Source organism: Enterobacter cloacae complex sp. ECL352, from assembly GCF_020149545.1.
GTDB lineage: Bacteria > Pseudomonadota > Gammaproteobacteria > Enterobacterales > Enterobacteriaceae > Enterobacter > Enterobacter asburiae_B.
Window position 1 is genome coordinate 142,517 of sequence record NZ_CP083709.1, and the last position, 20,391, is coordinate 162,907.

General features: G+C 56.8%; 15 protein-coding genes. 8 read left to right on the forward strand and 7 right to left on the reverse strand.

Annotated elements, in window-relative coordinates; translation table 11 throughout:
* Nucleotides 1-44: 44 nt before the first annotated feature.
* On the reverse strand, nucleotides 45-584 hold the full coding sequence (locus LBF07_RS00675) for an AAA family ATPase (RefSeq protein ID WP_094934986.1): 540 nt from the start codon (nucleotides 582-584) through the stop codon (nucleotides 45-47).
* Nucleotides 585-929: 345 nt separating this feature from the next.
* Here LBF07_RS00675 and LBF07_RS00680 point away from each other — a divergent pair, with 345 nt between their 5' ends.
* A complete protein-coding gene (locus LBF07_RS00680) occupies nucleotides 930-2,465 on the forward strand; it encodes a methyl-accepting chemotaxis protein (RefSeq protein ID WP_094934985.1) in 1,536 nt (511 codons plus the stop codon).
* A 434-nt stretch (nucleotides 2,466-2,899) separates the two neighbouring features.
* Nucleotides 2,900-4,396 (forward strand): L-asparagine permease, encoded by a 1,497-nt coding sequence (gene ansP / locus LBF07_RS00685; RefSeq protein WP_023311978.1) that lies wholly within the window; start codon nucleotides 2,900-2,902, stop codon nucleotides 4,394-4,396.
* A gap of 48 nt (nucleotides 4,397-4,444) precedes the next feature.
* Here the strand turns inward: ansP and LBF07_RS00690 are convergent, their stop codons facing one another.
* Complete coding sequence (locus tag LBF07_RS00690; RefSeq protein ID WP_094934984.1) at nucleotides 4,445-5,506, reverse strand: YncE family protein; 1,062 nt, start codon at nucleotides 5,504-5,506, stop codon at nucleotides 4,445-4,447.
* Nucleotides 5,507-5,748: 242 nt separating this feature from the next.
* Here LBF07_RS00690 and pqqU point away from each other — a divergent pair, with 242 nt between their 5' ends.
* Nucleotides 5,749-7,863: a TonB-dependent receptor PqqU gene (gene pqqU, locus LBF07_RS00695; protein WP_094934983.1), complete on the forward strand. Its 2,115-nt coding sequence runs from the start codon at nucleotides 5,749-5,751 to the stop codon at nucleotides 7,861-7,863.
* A 119-nt stretch (nucleotides 7,864-7,982) separates the two neighbouring features.
* On the opposite strand, the gene LBF07_RS00700 is transcribed toward pqqU, so the two are convergent.
* The 3 genes from LBF07_RS00700 to LBF07_RS00710 all read right to left on the reverse strand — a co-directional run bounded on the left by LBF07_RS00700 (nucleotide 7,983) and on the right by LBF07_RS00710 (nucleotide 10,588).
* Nucleotides 7,983-8,651 (reverse strand): GntR family transcriptional regulator, encoded by a 669-nt coding sequence (locus LBF07_RS00700; RefSeq protein WP_023311981.1) that lies wholly within the window; start codon nucleotides 8,649-8,651, stop codon nucleotides 7,983-7,985.
* Between the two features lie 255 nt (nucleotides 8,652-8,906).
* Nucleotides 8,907-9,947, reverse strand: a complete 1,041-nt coding sequence (locus LBF07_RS00705) for an NADP-dependent oxidoreductase (protein ID WP_094934982.1) — start codon at nucleotides 9,945-9,947, stop codon at nucleotides 8,907-8,909.
* Nucleotides 9,948-10,012: 65 nt separating this feature from the next.
* Nucleotides 10,013-10,588, reverse strand: coding sequence for a helix-turn-helix domain-containing protein (locus LBF07_RS00710; protein ID WP_023311983.1), 576 nt, complete (start codon nucleotides 10,586-10,588; stop codon nucleotides 10,013-10,015).
* 148 nt (nucleotides 10,589-10,736) lie between these two features.
* On the opposite strand from LBF07_RS00710, the gene LBF07_RS00715 reads away from it, so the two are divergent.
* Together LBF07_RS00715 and LBF07_RS00720 are read left to right on the forward strand one after the other, a co-directional pair.
* Nucleotides 10,737-11,255: a GNAT family N-acetyltransferase gene (locus LBF07_RS00715; protein ID WP_094934981.1), complete on the forward strand. Its 519-nt coding sequence runs from the start codon at nucleotides 10,737-10,739 to the stop codon at nucleotides 11,253-11,255.
* Nucleotides 11,252-11,701: a DMT family transporter gene (locus tag LBF07_RS00720; protein WP_032656841.1), complete on the forward strand. Its 450-nt coding sequence runs from the start codon at nucleotides 11,252-11,254 to the stop codon at nucleotides 11,699-11,701. Before LBF07_RS00715 ends, LBF07_RS00720 begins: the two co-directional genes overlap by 4 nt.
* Nucleotides 11,702-11,704: 3 nt before the next feature.
* On the opposite strand, the gene LBF07_RS00725 is transcribed toward LBF07_RS00720, so the two are convergent.
* Both LBF07_RS00725 and LBF07_RS00730 read right to left on the reverse strand, forming a co-directional pair.
* Nucleotides 11,705-11,938 (reverse strand): YdcY family protein, encoded by a 234-nt coding sequence (locus tag LBF07_RS00725; RefSeq protein WP_048977274.1) that lies wholly within the window; start codon nucleotides 11,936-11,938, stop codon nucleotides 11,705-11,707.
* Between the two features lie 56 nt (nucleotides 11,939-11,994).
* Nucleotides 11,995-13,593, reverse strand: coding sequence for an ABC transporter substrate-binding protein (locus LBF07_RS00730; protein WP_094934980.1), 1,599 nt, complete (start codon nucleotides 13,591-13,593; stop codon nucleotides 11,995-11,997).
* Between the two features lie 283 nt (nucleotides 13,594-13,876).
* On the opposite strand from LBF07_RS00730, the gene LBF07_RS00735 reads away from it, so the two are divergent.
* From LBF07_RS00735 to LBF07_RS00745, 3 genes are read left to right on the forward strand one after another with little or no spacing between them, the layout of a single operon-like run.
* Complete coding sequence (locus tag LBF07_RS00735) at nucleotides 13,877-15,223, forward strand: SrfA family protein (RefSeq protein ID WP_094934979.1); 1,347 nt, start codon at nucleotides 13,877-13,879, stop codon at nucleotides 15,221-15,223.
* A 4-nt stretch (nucleotides 15,224-15,227) separates the two neighbouring features.
* Nucleotides 15,228-18,209, forward strand: coding sequence for a virulence factor SrfB (locus LBF07_RS00740; RefSeq protein ID WP_048977278.1), 2,982 nt, complete (start codon nucleotides 15,228-15,230; stop codon nucleotides 18,207-18,209).
* On the forward strand, nucleotides 18,206-20,383 hold the full coding sequence (locus LBF07_RS00745; RefSeq protein ID WP_094934978.1) for a virulence factor SrfC family protein: 2,178 nt from the start codon (nucleotides 18,206-18,208) through the stop codon (nucleotides 20,381-20,383). Before LBF07_RS00740 ends, LBF07_RS00745 begins: the two co-directional genes overlap by 4 nt.
* Nucleotides 20,384-20,391: the final 8 nt, after the last annotated feature.

Genomic DNA, 20,391 nt, shown 5'->3' on the forward strand with positions numbered 1-20,391 from the left:
TAATTTACATTTAGTTTGCCGGAAATCAGATATATAAAACCATACTAAGAATAAGACTTTAAGTCGGCAATCAGCATTTCCACCTGCCCGCGCCGGGTAATGCGGACGAAGCGAATATGCCCATACTGCGGGTTTTGCAGATCGGCTTCATAACGCGTGCGGTTGTTACGCCAGGTTTTCATCGTCCAGATGAGAATGGACTCTCTGCTGAAGAACGCGCGCCGGAAACTCTCTTTGTTCCCGGTGCCGGGCCAGAGCTCGTGCTTATGCCAGGCGCGTTTGACTGCCCTGATGACGGCCTGCCAGAGGGTGCGGGCAAAGCCATAATCCACCCACACCACAACGTCAACATTACGCCATTTCACCGGCCGCGTGCGGTTATAGTTGCCGTCAAGCACCCAGTCTGGCGAAGCCTGTAGCGCCTGCTCCAGCTTTTCCTGAAACACATCGTCCGGCGTTCCCTGCCAGTCAGGTCGCCAGTAGAGTCTGTCCATCTCGATATAGGGAATAGCCAGTTCGGTCGCAATCTGCTTCGCCAGCGTGCTTTTTCCGCTCCCGCTGGTCCCGATGACGTTAATTTTCACCTCAGCCTCACTGTGTTATCGAAAAATGACCAAATGATAGCGTTTTCATCCTGTTAACGAAACGCTATTTCAGCATGGCAATTTTTCCAGAGAGACGATCTCCCTCTTTCAGTTTGGGTTATGTCATTTATTTGCAGCGACTCCAGAATATGCCCCTGAAAATATTTTCATTTTTATTACATTCGAGAACATTAGCAGATTAAAAATAATGAACAATGGGTATTTCAGGCAGTCATAATTTCAGAGAGAATATGCAGCAGAGCGTTATATAAAAATAAACACATTAATCTTGCCGGAGCATTTTCCGGGCATTTTTTATTCTTGCACATCATCATGGAGTTACTCATGAGGCGTAACAGTCCCGTTACACAAAACGAGTATTTACTTAACGATGGTTCGACGTTAATGTCGACCACCGATACCAAAAGCCATATTACCTATGCTAATTCCGCTTTTATTGAAGCCAGCGGATATAAAGAAGAACATCTTCTGGGTGAGCCGCATAACCTCATCCGCCATCCCGACATGCCTGCCGAAGCGTTTGGCGACATGTGGTATACCCTGCAGCAGGGTGAGACCTGGACGGGGCTGGTGAAGAACCGTCGTCATAATGGCGACCACTACTGGGTGCGGGCAAACGTAACGCCTGTCTGGCAGGGTGGATCCCTGACGGGGTATATTTCCGTGCGAAATATACCCGCACGGGAAGAGATTGCGGCCAGTGAAAAACTGTATGCAAAAGTGCGTAATAACGAATTAAAACATCACCGCTTTTATAAAGGGTTACTGGTTCGGCGCGGTTTATTTTCGTTTATGTCGCTCTTTAAATGTCTCAGCACCAGTAAACGTATCCATCTGGGTATTGCGACGACGGCGTTACTCTCCTGCCTGGCGGTGTATTTATTCCCTGATAAACTTGTGCAGTCCGGAAGTCTGGCACTGCTGTTTATTGCCCTGACCTATTATCTTCATGCGCAGATCGCCCGCCCGGTAAAATCTATTGTGCAACAGATGCAGCGCGTGGTTTCAGGACGTAAAACAGACTATTACCATTTTGACAGGATCGACGACATCGGGCTAATGATGCGTCTGGTAAATCAATCAGGCTTGAACCTCAATTCGCTGGTTGACGACGTCGGGGCGCAAATCAGCGGGATTGGCACCATCAGCCAGCAGGTCGCGAAAGAAGGTGCGGCGCTGCAGACGCGTTCAGAAGAGACCGCAGACTTCCTGCAGCAAACCGCGTCCGCGGTGGAAGAGATCGCCAGCGCGGTGGAGCAGACGGCAGAAACAGCGAAAGAAGCCACGGAGATGGCGGATCGCACCCGCGACAGCGCCCACCGCGGTGAAGCGATGATGAAAGAGACCATCGGTATGATGCAATCCGTGTCGCAGGATAACAGCCAGATCGTCGATATTATCAGCGTTATCGATCGTATCGCCTTCCAGACCAATATTCTTGCGCTGAATGCTGCCGTGGAAGCGGCGCGTGCAGGTGAAGCCGGGCGCGGTTTTGCCGTGGTGGCGGCCGAGGTGCGCAATCTTGCGCAGCACTCCGCGACGGCGGCGAAAGAGATCAAAGCGCTGATTGAGAAAAACGTCGCCAGCGTCAACGCTGGCGTGGAGAAGGTAGAACAAACCGAAACGCAGCTGACGGTTATGATCGACAACGTGCTGCGGGTCTCCTCCCTGATTAAGGAGATCGGCCACGCCACGCAGGAGCAAACCCAGGCGCTGACGCTCATCAACGCCTCCATCTCCCGTATCGGCGCAATGACCCACAACAATACGGGGATGGTGGATAACGTCACTCACGCGGCGAATCACCTGACGCAGCGCACCACGCGCCTGCAGCAGGCGATTGCCGTTTTTGGCGGTTAGCCGCTGGGGTTTTGAAGTCTGAGGCCATTTTTGTGCGTTATCGCAGAGCCGTCGTCAGCCTGTTACCGCTTTCAGGTTACAGGCGGATGCTCTGCAACAGTTAAAATCTTTACCACCTGGTAATAATTAAGAGATTCTGATGATTAAATAATCAACCCGCCAAATGTTTTGTCTAAAAACTCATCACGATTCAGCGTGTTGTGATCGCCGTCTGCTCTGACCACACGATTTCCTTCGACGCGCATCACTTTCGGCACGGTTATATTTTGCGTCGCTTATGAATTGCAGGTAGGATGCCTCGCCATGTTTCGCCTTATCCATACGCAGAATGACTGGGAAGGCGACATGTGTTTGCGCAGAAGCAATCGTTTGTATTGCGCTCTGCCAGGCAGGACTATCACGATAATGGTTCAGACAGGCAAACAGGTAACTCAATGAAAACAAGCAATAAAAGCGCAGCCGATCATCATGCTGCTAAACGTCGCTGGTTGAACTCCCACGAAGAGGGCTACCACAAAGCGATGGGCAACCGTCAGGTTCAAATGATCGCCATCGGCGGCGCTATCGGAACGGGTCTGTTTTTAGGTGCGGGTGCGCGTCTGCAAATGGCTGGCCCGGCTCTCGCCCTGGTCTATCTGGTGTGCGGGATCTTCTCTTTCTTCATTCTACGTGCGCTGGGCGAACTGGTACTGCATCGCCCTTCCAGCGGAAGCTTCGTCTCTTACGCCCGTGAATTCCTCGGTGAAAAAGCGGCCTACGTTGCGGGCTGGATGTACTTCGTCAACTGGGCGATGACCGGTATTGTCGATATCACCGCCGTTGCGCTGTATATGCACTACTGGGGCGCGTTTGGCGATGTGCCGCAGTGGGTCTTTGCGCTTGGCGCGCTGGCGATTGTCGGCACCATGAACATGATCGGCGTGAAGTGGTTCGCGGAGATGGAGTTCTGGTTTGCGCTGGTAAAAGTGCTGGCCATCGTGGTGTTCCTGGTCGTGGGTACCGTCTTCCTCGGCAGCGGCAAGCCGCTGGACGGCAATGCCACCGGCTTCCATCTGATAACCGATAACGGCGGATTCTTCCCGCACGGTCTGCTGCCTGCGCTGGTCCTGGTTCAGGGCGTGGTGTTCGCCTTCGCCTCCATCGAACTGGTGGGTACCGCAGCAGGTGAATGTAAAGATCCGCAGACCATGGTGCCAAAAGCCATTAACAGCGTGATCTGGCGTATCGGTCTGTTCTACGTCGGTTCCGTGGTGCTGCTGGTTCTGCTGCTCCCGTGGACTGCCTATCAGGCAGGTCAGAGTCCGTTTGTGACCTTCTTCTCTAAGCTCGGCGTGCCTTACGTTGGCAGCATCATGAACATCGTGGTCCTGACGGCGGCGCTCTCCAGCCTGAACTCCGGTCTTTACTCTACCGGTCGTATCCTGCGCTCCATGTCGATGGGCGGTTCTGCGCCGAAGTTCATGTCGAAGATGAGCAAGCAGCAGGTTCCCTATGCGGGGATTCTGGCAACGCTGGTGGTTTACGTTTTTGGCGTGTTCCTGAACTATCTTGTGCCGTCCCGCGTATTTGAGATCGTTCTGAACGTGGCTGCACTGGGGATTATCGCCTCCTGGGCCTTTATTGTGGTCTGCCAGATGCGTCTGCGCAAAGCGATCAAAGAAGGCAAAGCGGCTGATGTGAGCTTCAAGATGCCGGGCGCACCGGTGACCTCCTGGCTCACCCTGCTGTTCCTGTTCAGCGTGCTGGTGCTGATGGCGTTTGACTACCCGAACGGTACTTACACCATTGCGACCATTCCGCTGCTGGCGGTACTGCTGATTGCCGGCTGGTTTGGCGTGCGTAAGCGCGTACACGAAATTCACAGCACCGCGCCGGTTCATCACGACGATGAAAAACACGACGCACCGCTGGTAGAAGAAACCTCGCGTTAAGCGTCCGTAAGCATCAAAAAGGGAAGGCAAATGCCTTCCCTTTTTTATTTACAGCGCGATACGAATGACGTCGTCAGGCTGGGTGGCTTCCTGCTGGCGAGTCGATTTTTGTTTCACCGTCACGTACAGGGTTTTGCCATCCGCAGAGAGCGCCAGGCTGTTCGGGTAGACCGGCGTGTCGAAGGTTTTTGTGACCTTATACGTTTTCGCGTCAATCACGCTCACCTTACCGGCTTCGCGGTGCGTCACATAGGCTTCATTGCTGGCCGGGTTAAACAGGACGGCCAGTGATTCAGGTGCGGCGATTTTCTCGATCACGCTGCCGTCTTTCAGGTTCACCACCAGCACTTCCGGCTGTTTTGAATCGGTCAGGAACGCGCGCTGGCCGGCGGTATCGAGGCTGAGGTTCAGGTAGAAGTGCTCTTTACCGTCATCCTGCACCTTTTTGCGGCTCAGGATTGTATTGGTGGCCGTATCAATGGTTACCAGCTCGCCGTCCGCATTCGTGGTGTACAGACGTTTTGCCTGCGCATCCAGCGCCAGACCGGTGCTGTACGTACCGGTATTGGCAATGGTCTCTTTCAGCTTCAGCGTGGCGCCATCCACCACCCAAATCACGCTCTCTTTGCCGACACCGGTGATGTAAATCGTGTTGCTCGCATCATCCGCCACCAGCTGGCGCGGCTGCAACGGTTTCACGGTTTCACTGCGCTGGCGATTATCAAGCACCAGACGCCCTTTCACGTCGCCCGTTTTCGCATCGATGGCCGTCACAGCGCCGTTGATGGTGTTGCCAAACCACAGGGTTTGCGTCGCGCCGTCGAGCGTGGCGCCAAAGGGTTTGAGATCGCTGTGAATCGCCTGCGTCACGTCCAGCGTGACCGGATCAAGGCGATAGATAACTCCGCCCTTATCGGTTTTGCGGCTTTGCGAGGTCGCCACCCACAGCGCATTCTCCTGCTGGCTAACCGCCATTTCATACGCCCCTTTGCCCACCGCTTTACGCAGCACCTCTTCGGCGGCATGCACCTGGAACGTCCCGGCAAGCAGTAAAGTGGCAGACAGCAGTGACAGGCTCAGGCGCGGCGAGCACAGATGACGTAAAGACATAACAATTCCTTTTCTGAAAAGAGGGGTTTCCGCTGACATCACTTCCGGCAGACAACGTCATGGCATTGTCTTTTGATAATGAGAATAGTAATCATTAATGGTCTGAATGTGGAGTTTTTCTTTCGCGTTTCGCCTTTCATTAACGCAATGTGCGGTTATAGTTTTCAAAACATTTACAAAACCTTTAACATGTATGGACATGTTCCATTTGGTTCGTTTATACACCACAACCGGTTTTATTCATGAAAATCATTTCTGCCCGTAAGGCTTCTCTCCCGCTGCTGCTGGTTCCCGTTATTTTCGCGCCGCTAACCGCAATGAGCGCGGAGGAACAGACCATGATCGTCAGCGCCACGCCGCAAACCGTATCGGAACTGGATACCCCGGCCGCGGTCAGCGTCGTCAATGGCGATGACATGCGCCACGCCGCGCCGCGCATCAACCTGTCTGAATCTCTTGGCAGCGTCCCGGGACTGCAAATTCAGAACCGCCAGAACTATGCCCAGGATCTCCAGCTTTCAATGCGTGGGTTTGGTGCCCGCTCAACGTTTGGCGTGCGCGGTATCCGTATGTATGTCGACGGTATCCCTGCCACCATGCCGGACGGACAGGGCCAGACCTCTAACATCGATCTCTCCAGCGTGGAGAGCGTTGAAGTGCTGCGCGGCCCCTTCTCTGCCCTTTACGGCAACGCCTCCGGCGGCGTGATTAACATCAACACCCAGACCGGGCAGCAGCCGCCGACCATTGAAGCCAGCAGCTATTACGGCAGCTACGGTACCTGGCGCTACGGCATGAAAGCCACCGGCGCGATGGGTGACGGCACCCACGCGGGCGATGTGGATTACACCGTTTCCACCACCCGCTTCACCACCAAAGGCTACCGCGACCACAGCGGCGCGCGCAAAAACCTCGCTAACGCCAAACTGGGCGTGCGCATTGATGACGTCAGTAAGCTGACGCTGATTTTTAACAGCGTGGACATGAAGGCCAACGATCCGGGCGGGCTGAGCTATCAGGAATGGCAGAACAATCCGCGTCAGTCTCCGCGCGGCGATCAGTACAACACCCGCAAGACCATCAAGCAGACCCAGGCCGGTCTGCGCTACGATCGTCAGCTTAGCACCCAGGACGATCTCAGCGTGATGATGTACGCCGGCGAGCGTGAAATGACGCAGTACCAGTCGATTCCGTATCAGCCGCAGCTGAAAGCCTCCCACTCCGGCGGCGTGATCGATATGCAGCGACACTATCAGGGCGTGGATACCCGCTGGACGCACCGCGGCGAGCTGCTGGTGCCGGTAACATTTACCACCGGCCTGAACTACGAAAACCTGAGCGAAGATCGTCGCGGATACGAGAACTTCGTGATGAACAACGGCGTGCCGGATTACGGCGTGAAGGGTGATAAGCGTCGAAACGAACGTAACCTGATGTGGAACGTTGACCCTTACCTGCAAACCAGCTGGCAGCTGACGAAGAAACTCTCGGTGGATGCGGGAGTGCGCTACAGCTCGGTCTGGTTTGATTCCAACGACCATTACGTTACGCCGGGCAACGGCGATGACAGCGGTGACGCGAGCTATCACAAGTGGCTTCCGGCCGGTTCCGTGAAGTATGCGGTGACGGACGCATGGAACCTCTACGCTGCCGCAGGGCGTGGATTCGAAACGCCAACCATCAACGAGCTTTCCTATCGTGCCGATAACCAGGGCGGCCTGAACATCGACCTGCAGCCGTCCACCAACAACACGTATGAAGTGGGCAGCAAAACCCGCATCGGCAATGGCCTGCTGACCGCGGCGCTGTTCCGCACCGATACGGATGATGAGATCGTGGTGGATGCCAGCTCTGGCGGGCGTACCAGCTATAAAAATGCCGGTAAAACCCGTCGTCAGGGGGTGGAAGTCTCCCTCGACCAGCAGTTTGCCGAGAACTGGAAGCTGAAGATGGCATGGACTTACCTGGATGCCACCTACCGGACTAACGTCTGCAGCGATGCAGACTGTAACGGTAACCGTATGCCGGGCATTGCCCGCAACATGGGTTACGCCTCGTTTGGCTGGCAGCCGGAGGAAGGCTGGTACGCGGGTTCAGACGTGCGCTACATGAGCGATATCATGGCCGACGACGAGAATACGGCGAAAGCGCCGTCGTATACGGTGGTCGGGCTGAACACCGGGTATAAATTCAACTACGGCAGCTGGGGCATGGACGTCTTTGGCCGCGTCGATAACCTGTTCGATAAAGAGTACGCGGGCTCGGTTATTGTCAACGAGTCTAACGGTCGTTATTACGAGCCTGCACCAGGCCGTAACTACGGGGTCGGGCTGTCGGTCTCTTATCGCTTCGAGTAAGCGATAAGAAAAGTTTATTTAATTAATGAAATAACGCTCCTGATGGCAATAAACCATCAGGAGTTATTCACCAGATAAATAATTAGGGGCGAAATATAGTCGCTCTGCTAAATAATCTCTTAGTTAAAATATTGTCGCTGTAAAAGCAAATTCGCTTCATCAATCACCTTATCAATCGCCTTCTGGCAGGCAACAACATCTCTTCGCTCCAGGGCGGAAAGCAGTTCGTCATAGTGATACGTCGAGGCTTTGATGTCGTTAAGCTCCTGATGCAGATAGTTCATACAGGGCCCGATGCGCACCCACAGCTGCTCAATTAATGCATTAAGCGTAGGCATTTCCGCATACTGATAAAGCGTAAACCGGAAGACGCGATTCGCATGCAATGCCTGCTGGACGTTCCCGTTGCGCATGGCCTCATGAAAGGCATCCGACAATTTGCGCAACGCCTCCAGTTTGCTATCAGACATATTCTGACAGGCCGCGGCGACCGCCATCGGCTCAAGCTGCTTGCGGATAGCGTTAATCTCGTTATAGCGCTCCAGCGTGACCTCCGGAACCAGAAATGCCTGCGCCGGCGTGGCGTGTAACGCCCCTGATGACACCAGGCGCAAAAGCGCCTCGCGAACAGGGGTAATACTGGTTCCTAATTTATCGGCAATCTCTTTCGTAATCAGTCGTGCCCCAGGTTTGAGTGAGCCTGTAATTAACGCTCCTTTCAAACTGTGTTCAACTTGCATGGTAAGACTGACCCTTTGGGCTTTTTCTAAGTGGTCCAAATCAAGCATGTTCAATTCCTGTAGCTAAAACTTAATGCTATTTTTAAACGCCAGTTTTAATAAAACGACGCTGGTCCGATATATCCTGTATCGTCATGCCTGGTGGTGGGAAGTACGTAAAAACATCAAAAAAGCAAAGTTTGTTTTTTTTATTGGTTTCGGGCCCGTCCGGGATGCGGGCGCGAAATGCCATGTCCATTAATTAAAGACAATATATCGTATCTTCACAAATAAATATGGCGGGAAACCCCGCCATAGTGCTGTTTATTTATTGTCACTCGCGACGCGAATCACGACTTTGCCGAAGTTACGCCCTTCGAGCAGGCCAATCAGCGCCTCGGGCGCGTTCTCCAGCCCGTCCGTTATCTGTTCACGATAGTGAATTTTGCCCTCCTGCACCCAGCGTCCCATTGCTTCCTGGAACTCCTTAATGCGGTGACCGTAATCCTGGCCGATGATAAAGCCCTGCATACGAATGCGTTTCTTCAGGATGGTCGCCATCAGGAGCGGCAGGCGATCCGGCCCCTCGGGCAGGCCCGTCGCATTGTAGCCGCTCACCAGGCCGCACACCGGCACGCGCGCGGAGGTATTCAGTAACGGCAGCACGGCGTCAAATACTTTCCCGCCGACGTTTTCATAATAGACGTCAATCCCGTTCGGGCAGGCGCGTTTCAGCTGTTCGGCAAAGTCGGCCGCGTGATGATCCAGACACAGGTCAAACCCGAGGACCTCAACGGCATGGCGGCATTTTTCAGCCCCGCCGGCGACGCCGACCACCCGGCAACCTTTGATTTTACCGATCTGCCCGACGGTCGCGCCAACCGGGCCTGTCGCCGCGGCGACCACCAGCGTTTCGCCCGCTTTTGGCTGCCCGATATCCAGCAATCCCATATAGGCGGTAAAGCCCGGCATACCCAGAATACCCAGCGCCCAGGAAGGATGTGACGGATTTTCGCCCAGCTTCACCAGGCCGCTGCCGTCCGAGAGTTCATATTCCTGCCAGCCGCTGTAGCCCAGCACCCACTCCCCGGCTTTGAAGTCGGGATGATTCGACTGCTCAACGCGGCTGACCGTTCCCCCCACCATCACCGCGCCCAGCTCAACCGGTGGTGAATAGGATGGTGCATCGCTCATGCGCCCCCGCATGTACGGGTCCAGCGACAGCCAGACGGTGCGCAGCAAAAGCTGTCCCTCAGCCGGGGCGGGAACAGGCTGCGCTTCGAGACGAAAATTTTCCGCCACCGGCGCACCCTGAGGACGGGAGGCCAGTACCCAGCGGCGATTTTGCGAAACAGGTTGATTCATCGGGATCTCCTTCTGGTACAAATGTCATTACAGCCTGGCTCACGATCGGCGTTATCGCATTAGCATTACGAGGCAGACTGGTTAAGCCGTACGACCAGATAGATGCAGGTTTCATTCGTTTCGTTGATGAACCGGCAGTCATTTGGCGGCCCCAGCTCGAGACAGTCTCCGGCGTGCATTTCGTGGCGCGTATCGCCCTCCTGAAACACCAGCTCGCCGGACTGAAGCCAGATAAGCTGACGTGCCAGCGCGTAAGAAGAGGCAGGCATCGGAACATCGCTGCCCGCGGGCAATTCAACCTGAACAAGGTCGATGGGCAGATCGGTGCGGGGAGAAACATGGCGGCGGAGGTAGTGCGTCTGTGGGTCGCGCCAGACGGGCTGGTTGGCAAGGCGCAGCAGCTTGCCCTCCTGCATTTCGGCCCGGGCAATGAGCGTGGACATGCTGATACCAAACGCGCCGGACAGACGGGCCAGCAAGGTGGCTGTCGGGCTGCTGTCTCCGCGTTCTATCTTGTGGATCATCGCGCGCGAGACCCCGGCCCGGTCAGCAAGCTCGCTCAGGGACCATCCGCGAGACTCGCGTTCAAGGCGAATTCTTGCGCTAATCCGTTGATTCATTGTGTCTGTTATGGTGTTCATGACGTCATACTATAGTGTATGAACGGCATTTCAATGGGCTTTTGATAACAAAAAAATATGGCTTATGCCGTAGCGATCGGGAGATACGATTGTGTAATATCGTAGGAATAACGTAATACTATAGTAAACAACACACAGAGGGTTAATCATGATCGTTCGTCATGCCTGCAAGGAAGACTGCGTCGCGATAGGAAAAATCTACAACCACGCGGTGCTGCATACTGCCGCGATCTGGAACGATAAAACCGTCGATACCGATAACCGAATCGCCTGGTTTGAGGCGCGCACGCTCGCGGGTTACCCGGTTCTGGTGAGTGAGGAAGACGGCGTTATCACCGGTTACGCCTCTTTCGGTGACTGGCGCGCCTTCGACGGTTTCCGTCATACGGTTGAGCATTCGGTCTACGTCCACCCGGACCATCAGGGAAAAGGCATTGGCCGCACGCTGATGATCGCGCTGATTAACGAGGCCCGCGCCATCGGCAAACACGTGATGGTGGCCGGTATTGAAGCGCAAAACCATGCCTCGATTCATCTCCACGAAACGCTTGGTTTTGTCACCACGGGGCAGATGCCGCAGGTGGGAACCAAGTTTGGCCGCTGGCTGGACTTAACCTTTATGCAGCTGCAGCTGGACGAGCGCAGCGATCCGGACGCCATCCCATGAATCAATCACTGACGCTGGCGTTTCTGGTGGCGGCGGGAATTGGTCTGGTGGTGCAAAATACCTTAATGGTGCGTATCACCCAGTCCTCCTCCACGATCCTTATCGCGATGCTGCTGAACTCCCTGGTCGGCATTGTGCTGTTTGTCAGCATTCTGCTGCTGAAACAGGGCGTCGCCGGATTCAGCGAGCTGGCCGCAACGGTACGCTGGTGGACGCTTATCCCGGGACTGCTGGGGTCGTTTTTCGTGTTTGCCAGCATCAGCGGGTATCAGAACGTTGGCGCGGCGACGACTATCGCCGTGCTGGTAGCAAGCCAGCTGATTGGCGGACTGGTGATGGACGTGCTGAGGAGCAACGGCATTCCGCTGCGCGCCCTGATTGGCCCGGTGTGCGGCGCGGTGATGCTGGTCGTCGGGGCCTGGCTGGTGGCGCGACGCCAGTTTTGAACGTTACAGTATGGTGCCGCCTTTGGTCAGCTGTTCCTCACGCGCGTCCAACTCCTCTTTATGCTGCTTACCGTGGTGCGAAATCGCGGTACGCAGACGCTGCTGCTGGGTGTAACGTTCTTCACGGCTGAGCTCTGCATCATCGCTTAATTCGATCAGCAGTTCATTCATATGGGTGATGACGCCCTCTTCAATGGCGGCATCCACTCGGGCGGTAACTTCGCTTAAATGTGACATTGTCACTCCTTGTTATGTGCCCGGTGGCGGCTACGCCTTACCGGGCAATAAAACGCTTAGTTCAGCTTCGCCTTAGAGAAATCGCTGCCCATCAGGCTCACGCTGTATCCGGTCACGTTGCTGCGGGTCGCATAGAACGTTTTCCCGTTTGCCAGTGCGATCCACGGCGCCTGCTGGTAGAAGATCTCCTGCGCCTGGCCGTAGAGTTTCGCGCGCTCCGCCGGGCTGCTGGTCAGCTTCGCTTTTTGCACCAGATCATCATAACTCTTATCACACCAGCGCGCGGCGTTTGATCCGGTTTTAATGCTGTTGCAGCCCAGCAGCACGTCGGCAAAGTTGTCCGGGTCGCCGTTATCGGACATCCAGCCAAACAGCGCGGAGTCATGTTCGCCTTTACGCATTCCGGAGAGATATTCGCCCCACTCGTAAGAGACAATTTTGGCCTTCACGCCGACTTTCGCCCAGTCGCTCTGGATCATCTCCGCGATACGGCGCGAGTTCGGGTTATACGGACGCTGAACCGGCATTGACCACAGCGTGACTTCCGCCCCCTTCTCCAGCCCCGCCTGCTTCAGCAGCGCTTTCGCTTTTTCAGGATCGTAGCTGTAGTCCTTCAGGTCTTTATTAAAGCCCAGCATATTTGGCGGGATCGGCGATTTTGCCACCGTACCGGAACCCATAAAGACCGCATTGACGATAGCCTTCTTGTCGGTCGCGTAGTTAAGCGCCTGGCGCACCAGCACGTTATCAAACGGTTTTTTCTCGGTGTTAAACGCCAGATAGCCGACGTTTAGCGCATCGACCGAGTGCAGCGTCAGTTCTTTGTTGTTCTTGATGGCGTCAAACTGAACCGGGGACGGTGCAGGAATGATCTGGCACTCGTTGGTCTGCAGCTTCGCCAGGCGGGTTTCCACGTTTGGCGTGATGGAGAAGATGAGATGTTTCGTCGGTACGTTGCCTTCCCAGTAGTTCGGGTTAGCAACATAGCGGATCAGCGAATCCACCTTGTACTGCTGCAGGACATAAGGCCCGGTACCAATCGGCCAGGTGTCTACGTTTTCAGGCGTGCCTTTTTTCAGCATCGCGTCGGCGTATTCGGCGGAGAGAATCGAGGCGAAATCCATCCCCCAGTCGGCCAGAAACGCGGCGTTAGGCTCGCTGAGGGTGAACTGAACGTGATAGTCGTCGACCTTTTTCACGTCCTGAATCAGCTTATCGAGCCCGACGTCGTTAAAATATTCGTAGTTGCCCTGCGACACGTTGTGATACGCGTGTTTAGGGTCTTTCTGACGCAGAACCGAGAAAATAACGTCATCGGCGTTAAAGTCGCGCGTCGGTTTGAAGTATTTATTGCTGTTGAACTTCACCCCTTTGCGCAGGGCAAAGGTATAGGTCTTGCCGTCCGGCGAAATCGTCCAGGACTCCGCCAGCGACGGGACCGGGGTGTTTTTCACCGGGTCAAAATTGATCAGGCGATTGTACAGTACCTGAGAGCTGGCCACAAAAGACGGGCCAGAGCTGGCGATTTGCGGGTTGAAGGACTCGGGGGACGCTTCAGAGCAGTAAATAAGGGTGTCGTTGTTCGCCGCCCATGCGGCACCGGCTGGTAACAGCGCGCTCAGCGCAAGAGCGAGCAGTGTTTTCCCTGTAGACATGGTTATAACCCTGACAGTTTTATTATATAAGACAGTAATAACAGCACAGGCGATATGACCTGGCAAATAACGAAACACTATCAGGTTATTCTAAAGCCGCGTTTTTTGCTGTTTTAACAGCCAGCGCCCGAAAAGGTGATTTGCCTTAAGGGCCATTATTCGTCAAGCACAACCGTCACTTTCTATGCCGCAAGAAATCGGTCCTTTTAGCGTCTCTTCCCCCGTTTGGTTGCTTCCTCGTTTCGTTAAAGTAACGGTGTGAAGAAGTATATGGGATCAAATCGTGGCAAAAACTCTTTTACGCAGCGGTAACCTGGATGACTTTCAGGCCGTTGGCGGCGGCGGACAAGCCGTTTTTGAATCAGCGTTACAAATCCGGGAAGCGCTCCGGTTGCGCAAACAACAGGCCATCGTCGACTGTCTGGCTATTCCGCAGGTCAACGACAGCGGTGACCGCGTGGACTGGTATTCCCCCGTTGAAGGGAGCGTAACCAGCTGGAAAGCGGCCGATGAAGATGACCGTTATCGCGCCCTGCGCTATCTGGAAAACACGCTAGCCAGCGTTGAGTCGTTAAGCAAGAAATGCCTCCAGTCGCCCAAAACCGCGCAGCAGCTTTTTGGGTCTCTGCTGTCAAAGGCGTTTCAGTTCCCGGGTGAAAACTTCCTCTTCCTGGTGGACGAAAAGCCGGTCATCAGCTTCTGGGGGTTCGTCAACCTGAACGAAAATGCGCGCGACGATGTTCTCGACTGCCTGCGTGAATCGCTGGTCCCTGAGCCCGCCCCCGTTGTGATTGAAGATCCTGAACCCGAGCCTGAGCCAGAACCGGTGGTGGCCTTTGAACACGCCGACGAGCCGCTGATCGCCCCTTCCACGGTGGTGCGCATCACGCCGGAAGATCTGTATGAGCCTGAGCCGGCCCCGGCCGCTGCGCAACCCGTTCAGGAACCGGCTGTGCCGATCGTCGCGAAAAAGCGCCGCGTTCCCCTGTGGACGCTGCCGGTTGCCGTCGCGATCGTTGCCGCCATTGCCGCACCGCTGCTGTGGCCAAAACAGTCGCCTTCCGCTGAACCCGCCCCGGTGCCCGCACCCCAGCCCGTAGAGATTGCGCCAAAGCCGATCAAAGCGGTTGAGCCGCTGGCCATGAAATTACCGCTGCATCAGGCAGAGGTCCTGGCAAGCAAAGAAAAAGAGCCTGCTCTGGCGCCTGCGCCACAGCCTGCCCCGGTGGTGATTGTCGCCATCCCGAAAGATGCCATGGTGATGGAAGCGAATCAGGTGAAAGCGGGATCGACGCGTTTCCTGAACGGCACCTGGCGTGCGGTTCTGGACGTGAAAGATCCAGTCACCGGCAAGCCGCCGTCAATGCGCTATCAGATCCAGAACAATAAGGGCTTCGCCCGGGTTGTCCATGGCGACAACGTTGTCTGCCGCGCGGAAGTGTTCTCCGGCCTGCACAGCAACGGCGAGCTGATGATTAAAAGTCGCGGTACTGCCCGCTGCACCGACGGCTCCCGCTACCCGATGCCGGAGGTTGCCTGTAAAGCAGGCGCCAGCGATATCGCAGAATGTCGCGCCCGTTATGATGCCAATACCGTCGTTCCCCTGACGTTCAAGAAAGCAGGTGCCTGATCCTATGCTGGTTAATCTTTGCGACTATAAACAAAGCGTCACGCTTATTGCCAACAGCGGCGTGCAGTTCCTTGATTTCGGTCTGACGCCGCAGGACACCGCCAGCAACGGGCGCTTCGTACGTAAAACCGCGAACGGCCCGCTTCTGCGGCTCGATTTCGACCTGGTTAACGGGCGCTATACCGTGCCGGGAACGAACGGCGGGCAGCCTGAAGTGGTTAAGCCGGAAACCACCATCCCGCTGCATCAGTCCCTGGCGGTGCTGGACGGCGTCTGGCTTCCGGTTCCGTTCCTGCGCTTCAACCCGCCGCGAACCTTTGTTGAGGGGCCGGATAACTGGGCCCGCGTTCAGGTGCGCAGGCTGGATACACCCGATACGGCAGGCAATACGCACCGCGTCACGCTCGCCCTTGACAGCCAGATTGCAGAACACGCCACGTCCGCCCTGTCCCCGGTTGAAAACGATATTCTGAACGGGACCCGATTCGCGCTGGCCTGGCGAGACAATGAGGTAGAAAGTTTCCTCGACCAGACCTGGATTGACGGCTGGCTGCGCGAGGCCTTTACCCAGTATGCCGACGGCGTTGAAAACCGCTCAGAACGCGATCTCCAGCAGGCGATGCGCGGGTTTGAATATCAGGCCCACTGGCTTAACCTGCTGACCATGCTCGGTGAACAGCTTACCGTGCCGGAAGTGAAATTTGTTACCCATACGCTCAGCACGCCTGCCATTCCGGTCGACCTGATCCTCGACGTGGGCAATACCCACACCTGCGGCGTCATTATCGAAGACCACGGCGATGCGAACGATGGCCTGCGCCAGACCGCCGAGCTGCAGGTACGCTCATTAAGCGAGCCGCAATTCCTGAATGCGCCGCTGTTCACCAGCCGTCTCGAGTTTTCGGAAGCGCGCTTTGGCAAACAGCACTTCTCGGTAGAGAGCGGTCGCGAAGATGCCTTTGTCTGGCCGTCGATTGTTCGCGTGGGCGATGAAGCCCGCAAGCTGGCGATGCAGCGTCTGGGGACCGAAGGCAACAGCGGCATCTCCAGCCCGCGTCGCTACCTGTGGGATGAAACGCCGGTCGTGCAGGACTGGCGCTTTAGCCAGATGAACAGCAAAACCCAGCGTGAGCCGCTTGCCACCGCGTTTCCGCTGATGAACCTGATGAACGATGACGGCGAACCGCTCTTCACGCTGCCGCAGGACGAGCGGCTGCCGGTCTTCTCGCCGCAGTACAGCCGCAGCACGCTGATGACGCACATGCTGTGCGAGCTGCTGGCGCAGGCGCTGGGGCAGATCAACAGCGTCGCCACGCGCCTGCGTCTGGGCTTCCCGGCATCGCCGCGCCAGCTGCGCACCCTGATCCTGACCCTGCCCTCGGCCATGCCAAAGCAGGAGCGCGAGATTTTCCGTCGCCGCATGTTTGAAGCCATCGCCATCGTCTGGAAAGCGATGGGCTGGCACCCGCAGGATGAGGATTTTGTCACCCGCAAACAGCAGGATAAAAGCGTGGTGCCGGTTCCTGAAATCCAGATGGAGTGGGATGAAGCCAGCTGCGGTCAGCTGGTCTGGCTGTATAACGAAGCGATCTCCCGCTTTGGCGGTCAGACCGAAGCCTTCTTCGCCTCCCTGGCCCGCCCGGACCGTGAGCCTGAGCCGGGTAGCCAGCCGGGCCGCGCGCTGCGCGTCGCGTCAATCGACATCGGCGGCGGCACAACGGATATGGCGATCACCCATTATCAGCTGGATGACGGTTCCGGCAATAACGTCAAAATCACCCCGCAGCTGCTGTTCCGTGAAGGCTTTAAGGTCGCGGGCGACGATACGCTTCTGGACGTGATTCAGCGCTACGTGTTGCCCGCGCTGCAAACGCAGCTGCAGAAATCCGGTATCGCGGACGCCTCGCTGCTGATGGCGTCGCTGTTCGGCGACTCCGGGCGCATCGATACCCAGGCGGTACTCCGTCAGCAAACGGCACTTCAGCTCTTTATGCCGATTGGCCACGCCATTCTTGCCGCGTGGGAATCGAGCGACGTTGACGATCCGCTGGCCGGTCTGCATGCCACCTTTGGCGATCTCCTGCCGCAGAAACCGACCCGCAACGTCATGAATTATCTGCAGCAGGCGATCGACCATGCCCTGCCTGCGGGTTCAGACGCTTTTGACCTGTTCGCGGTGCCGCTGCACGTGAATTTCCGCGAAATGCAGGATGCGATGCTGGCCGGGCAGTTTACGCTGGCCTCGCCGCTTCACGCGGTGTGCGAGGCGATATCCCATTACAGCTGCGATATTCTGCTGATCACCGGACGCCCCGGCTGCCTGCCTGGCGTTCAGGCGCTGATTCGTCATCTGCAGCCGGTGCCGGTCAACCGCATCGTCTGGCTGGATAAATACCAGGTGCACGAGTGGTATCCGTTCAGCCAGCAGGGGCGCATTGGCAACCCTAAATCGACAGCCGCGGTGGGAGCCATGCTCTGCAGCCTGGCGCTCGACCTGCGTCTGCCGCGCTTCAACTTTAAAGCCGCGGACATTGGCGCGTATTCAACCGTGCGGTATCTCGGCGTGCTGGATAACACCGTCAATACCCTGCGCGAGGAGAACGTCTGGTATCAGGATATCGATCTTGATAAACCCGGCGCGAAGCTCGACGCGCGTCTGCACTTCCCGCTGCGCGGTAACGTTACCCTCGGCTTCCGCCAGCTGGCGAACGCGCGCTGGCCCGCCACGCCGCTCTACACGCTCAGCATCAACTCGGCTGAACTGGCGAAAGCAATCGCCGGTGACGGCGTGCTGAACGTGCGGCTGAAGCTCTGCGGCGGCAGCAAGCAGGAAGGCCCTGAGGCCTTCGAGCTGAGCGATGCCTGGCTGCAGGACGGCACGCCGGTTGCCCCTGACGCATTAACCTTCAAACTGAATACCTTGGCCGATCGCCGACACAGCGGTAGCCACTACTGGATCGACAGCGGGAGCGTATACCTGAAATGACAGCGACGACGACCACCACTCAGGCCTTAATCGGGTGGATTAATGAGACGCGCCTGAACGCCCCTGTGCTGGATAACGATGCTGACGCCCTGCTTGCTCGCATCAACGCGGCGCAGGCGCGGGAGCAGGCCATTGAACGCGCCATGACCCGCCAGAGCAGCATTGGGCTTTACGGTCATTCGCAGAGCGCGAAAGCCCATCTGCTGTTATCCCTGTGCGGCAGCGGTAATGGACGCCTGAACGTGACGCCGGGCCAGCGCACCTTTGACTATTTTTCGCATATCAATCCGGGACATGCCCTCACCAACATGGCCGTCCGCTTCACGCCGGAAAGCCCGGAGGTGGCGGATGAGGCGTTCCCGCTGCGTCTGAGCCTGGTCACCGAGGCCGAGCTGGTACAGCTGTTTATTGCCCGCACGACGCTGCATCCGCAGATGCGCGCGGTGGATAAGGCGGTCATTGAGAAACGTCTGGAGAAATGGCGCGGGCTGCGCCAGCCGCAGGGCGTGCCCGGCATAACGGCTCAGGAAGTGGGTGCGATTGCCCGCTTCTGGCAAAGCACCGTACCCGCCGCTAAGCAGCAAATTGATGATGCCCTGTGGCATGAGTTCGCCCGGCTGGTGCCTTCTCTCGATCTCAGCACGCGGGCCAGCGTCTGGTCGCTGCTGTGGGGCGAGCAGCAGGAGTTGACCCAGCAGTGGTTAAAACTGGCCCATGTGCTGCACCAGACCAGCCATGCCGGCGAGCTTGCTGCCCCGCTTAGCCTGCTGGTGGACAGCTTTGGCCTGCCGGGTGAAGGGTTCCTGACGCACGACGGCACGTTAGATCTTCAGGACGCGCAGGAGACGCTGCTTCATCCGCTAAATAGCGGTGAAATGCTTAACGCCATCAGCATCCCCGTCGACGTGCTGGCCTTCCTGACCCGCGAGCTGGTGCTGCCGGTTGAGAACGGCGCGCTGGATAACGTCGATATTATTGATATTCCTGTTTTTGAAGATAACCGTGCCGACCCGCTACGCCAGGCGAAGTCCCAGTGGCTGCTCGAGCATTACCGTCAACAGCTTCAGCCGGATGTGCTGGTGATTTGCAATGCGACGGCGCAGCACGAACAGACGGCCAAAAAAGCAAAAGTGCTGATGAACTGGGTCAAGGAGACGCAGCCTGCTGAAGAATCTGCCCTGCCGGGGCTGGTATGGGCGATTACGCCACACGACGCCCGCTTTACCACCCGACAGAATCTCGATGAAGCCGTACAGCATCTGCTCGGAAAGCCGGGTTTACGCTGGGGCACGCTGCAGGCGCTGGACAGCCACAGCATGCAGCGCGTCATCGAATGGCTGTCTCAGGCCACGCTGCCCGCCCAGCGACAGAAGCGTCTCGGCACGCTGAAAGGCTTGCTGCGACAGGAGCTCTCATCGCTGATGCAGAGCTATCTGGCACCGCTGGTTGAAGAGCCGGGGACAAGACGCGCTCAGGCCGAAAGCATGGTGCGCACGCTGCAAAGCAGCGCTGCCCGCCACGGCGAACTGCTTGAAGGCCTCCTGCCGCCGCTGAAAGCCTATGAAACGCTGCTCGCCGTTCAGCAGCCGCGCGAGGAGCAGGTGAACGGGCTGTTTACGGACACTATTGACCTGTTTGCCGAGAACGCGCAGGAAAGCACCGGTCTGTTCCAGACAAAAGACAAAGCGCGTCTGGCGCACAGAGTCTGGATAAATCATCTGCGTCAGTGGAGCCGCAATGAGGCCACGGCCGCGCGCCTCGGGCTGGAGCCTGCGGTATTACAGCAAATCGCGGATGTGCTGGTGGTCACCAGCTACCGGCTTAATCTGCCTCAACAGCTTCAGCGTATCGTCGAAGCGGATAAAAGCAGCGCGGCACAGCTGCATGCCGTGATGGGCAATTTCATTGGCTGGCTGGGTTATGACCAGACGCCCGTGGCTACACGTCCGGCAAGCCGCATCCGCAAGGGGCAGGCAATCTTCGTTACGCCGGTGGTCAGCAGCGCGGAGCCTCGATTGACGCGCCTGGGGGAACAGCCTGTGCATGCGGCCACCGCATACGTTTACGACTGGCTGGTCGCCCTCTATAGCCGCGCGATAGAGAACATTGATTACCAGCATCCGCATGATGTTCAGCCTGACGCACGTCAGGCACTACGGGCTTTGATAAAGTAGCCGCCTTT

Coding starts and splice junctions, on each gene's coding strand:
- LBF07_RS00680 (WP_094934985.1), top strand. CDS start 930: ATGAGGCGTAACAGTCCCGTTACACAAAACGAGTATTTACTTAACGAT.
- ansP (WP_023311978.1), top strand. CDS start 2,900: ATGAAAACAAGCAATAAAAGCGCAGCCGATCATCATGCTGCTAAACGT.
- LBF07_RS00690 (WP_094934984.1), bottom strand. CDS start 5,506: ATGTCTTTACGTCATCTGTGCTCGCCGCGCCTGAGCCTGTCACTGCTG.
- pqqU (WP_094934983.1), top strand. CDS start 5,749: ATGAAAATCATTTCTGCCCGTAAGGCTTCTCTCCCGCTGCTGCTGGTT.
- LBF07_RS00700 (WP_023311981.1), bottom strand. CDS start 8,651: ATGCTTGATTTGGACCACTTAGAAAAAGCCCAAAGGGTCAGTCTTACC.
- LBF07_RS00705 (WP_094934982.1), bottom strand. CDS start 9,947: ATGAATCAACCTGTTTCGCAAAATCGCCGCTGGGTACTGGCCTCCCGT.
- LBF07_RS00710 (WP_023311983.1), bottom strand. CDS start 10,588: ATGAACACCATAACAGACACAATGAATCAACGGATTAGCGCAAGAATT.
- LBF07_RS00715 (WP_094934981.1), top strand. CDS start 10,737: ATGATCGTTCGTCATGCCTGCAAGGAAGACTGCGTCGCGATAGGAAAA.
- LBF07_RS00720 (WP_032656841.1), top strand. CDS start 11,252: ATGAATCAATCACTGACGCTGGCGTTTCTGGTGGCGGCGGGAATTGGT.
- LBF07_RS00725 (WP_048977274.1), bottom strand. CDS start 11,938: ATGTCACATTTAAGCGAAGTTACCGCCCGAGTGGATGCCGCCATTGAA.
- LBF07_RS00730 (WP_094934980.1), bottom strand. CDS start 13,593: ATGTCTACAGGGAAAACACTGCTCGCTCTTGCGCTGAGCGCGCTGTTA.
- LBF07_RS00740 (WP_048977278.1), top strand. CDS start 15,228: ATGCTGGTTAATCTTTGCGACTATAAACAAAGCGTCACGCTTATTGCC.
- LBF07_RS00745 (WP_094934978.1), top strand. CDS start 18,206: ATGACAGCGACGACGACCACCACTCAGGCCTTAATCGGGTGGATTAAT.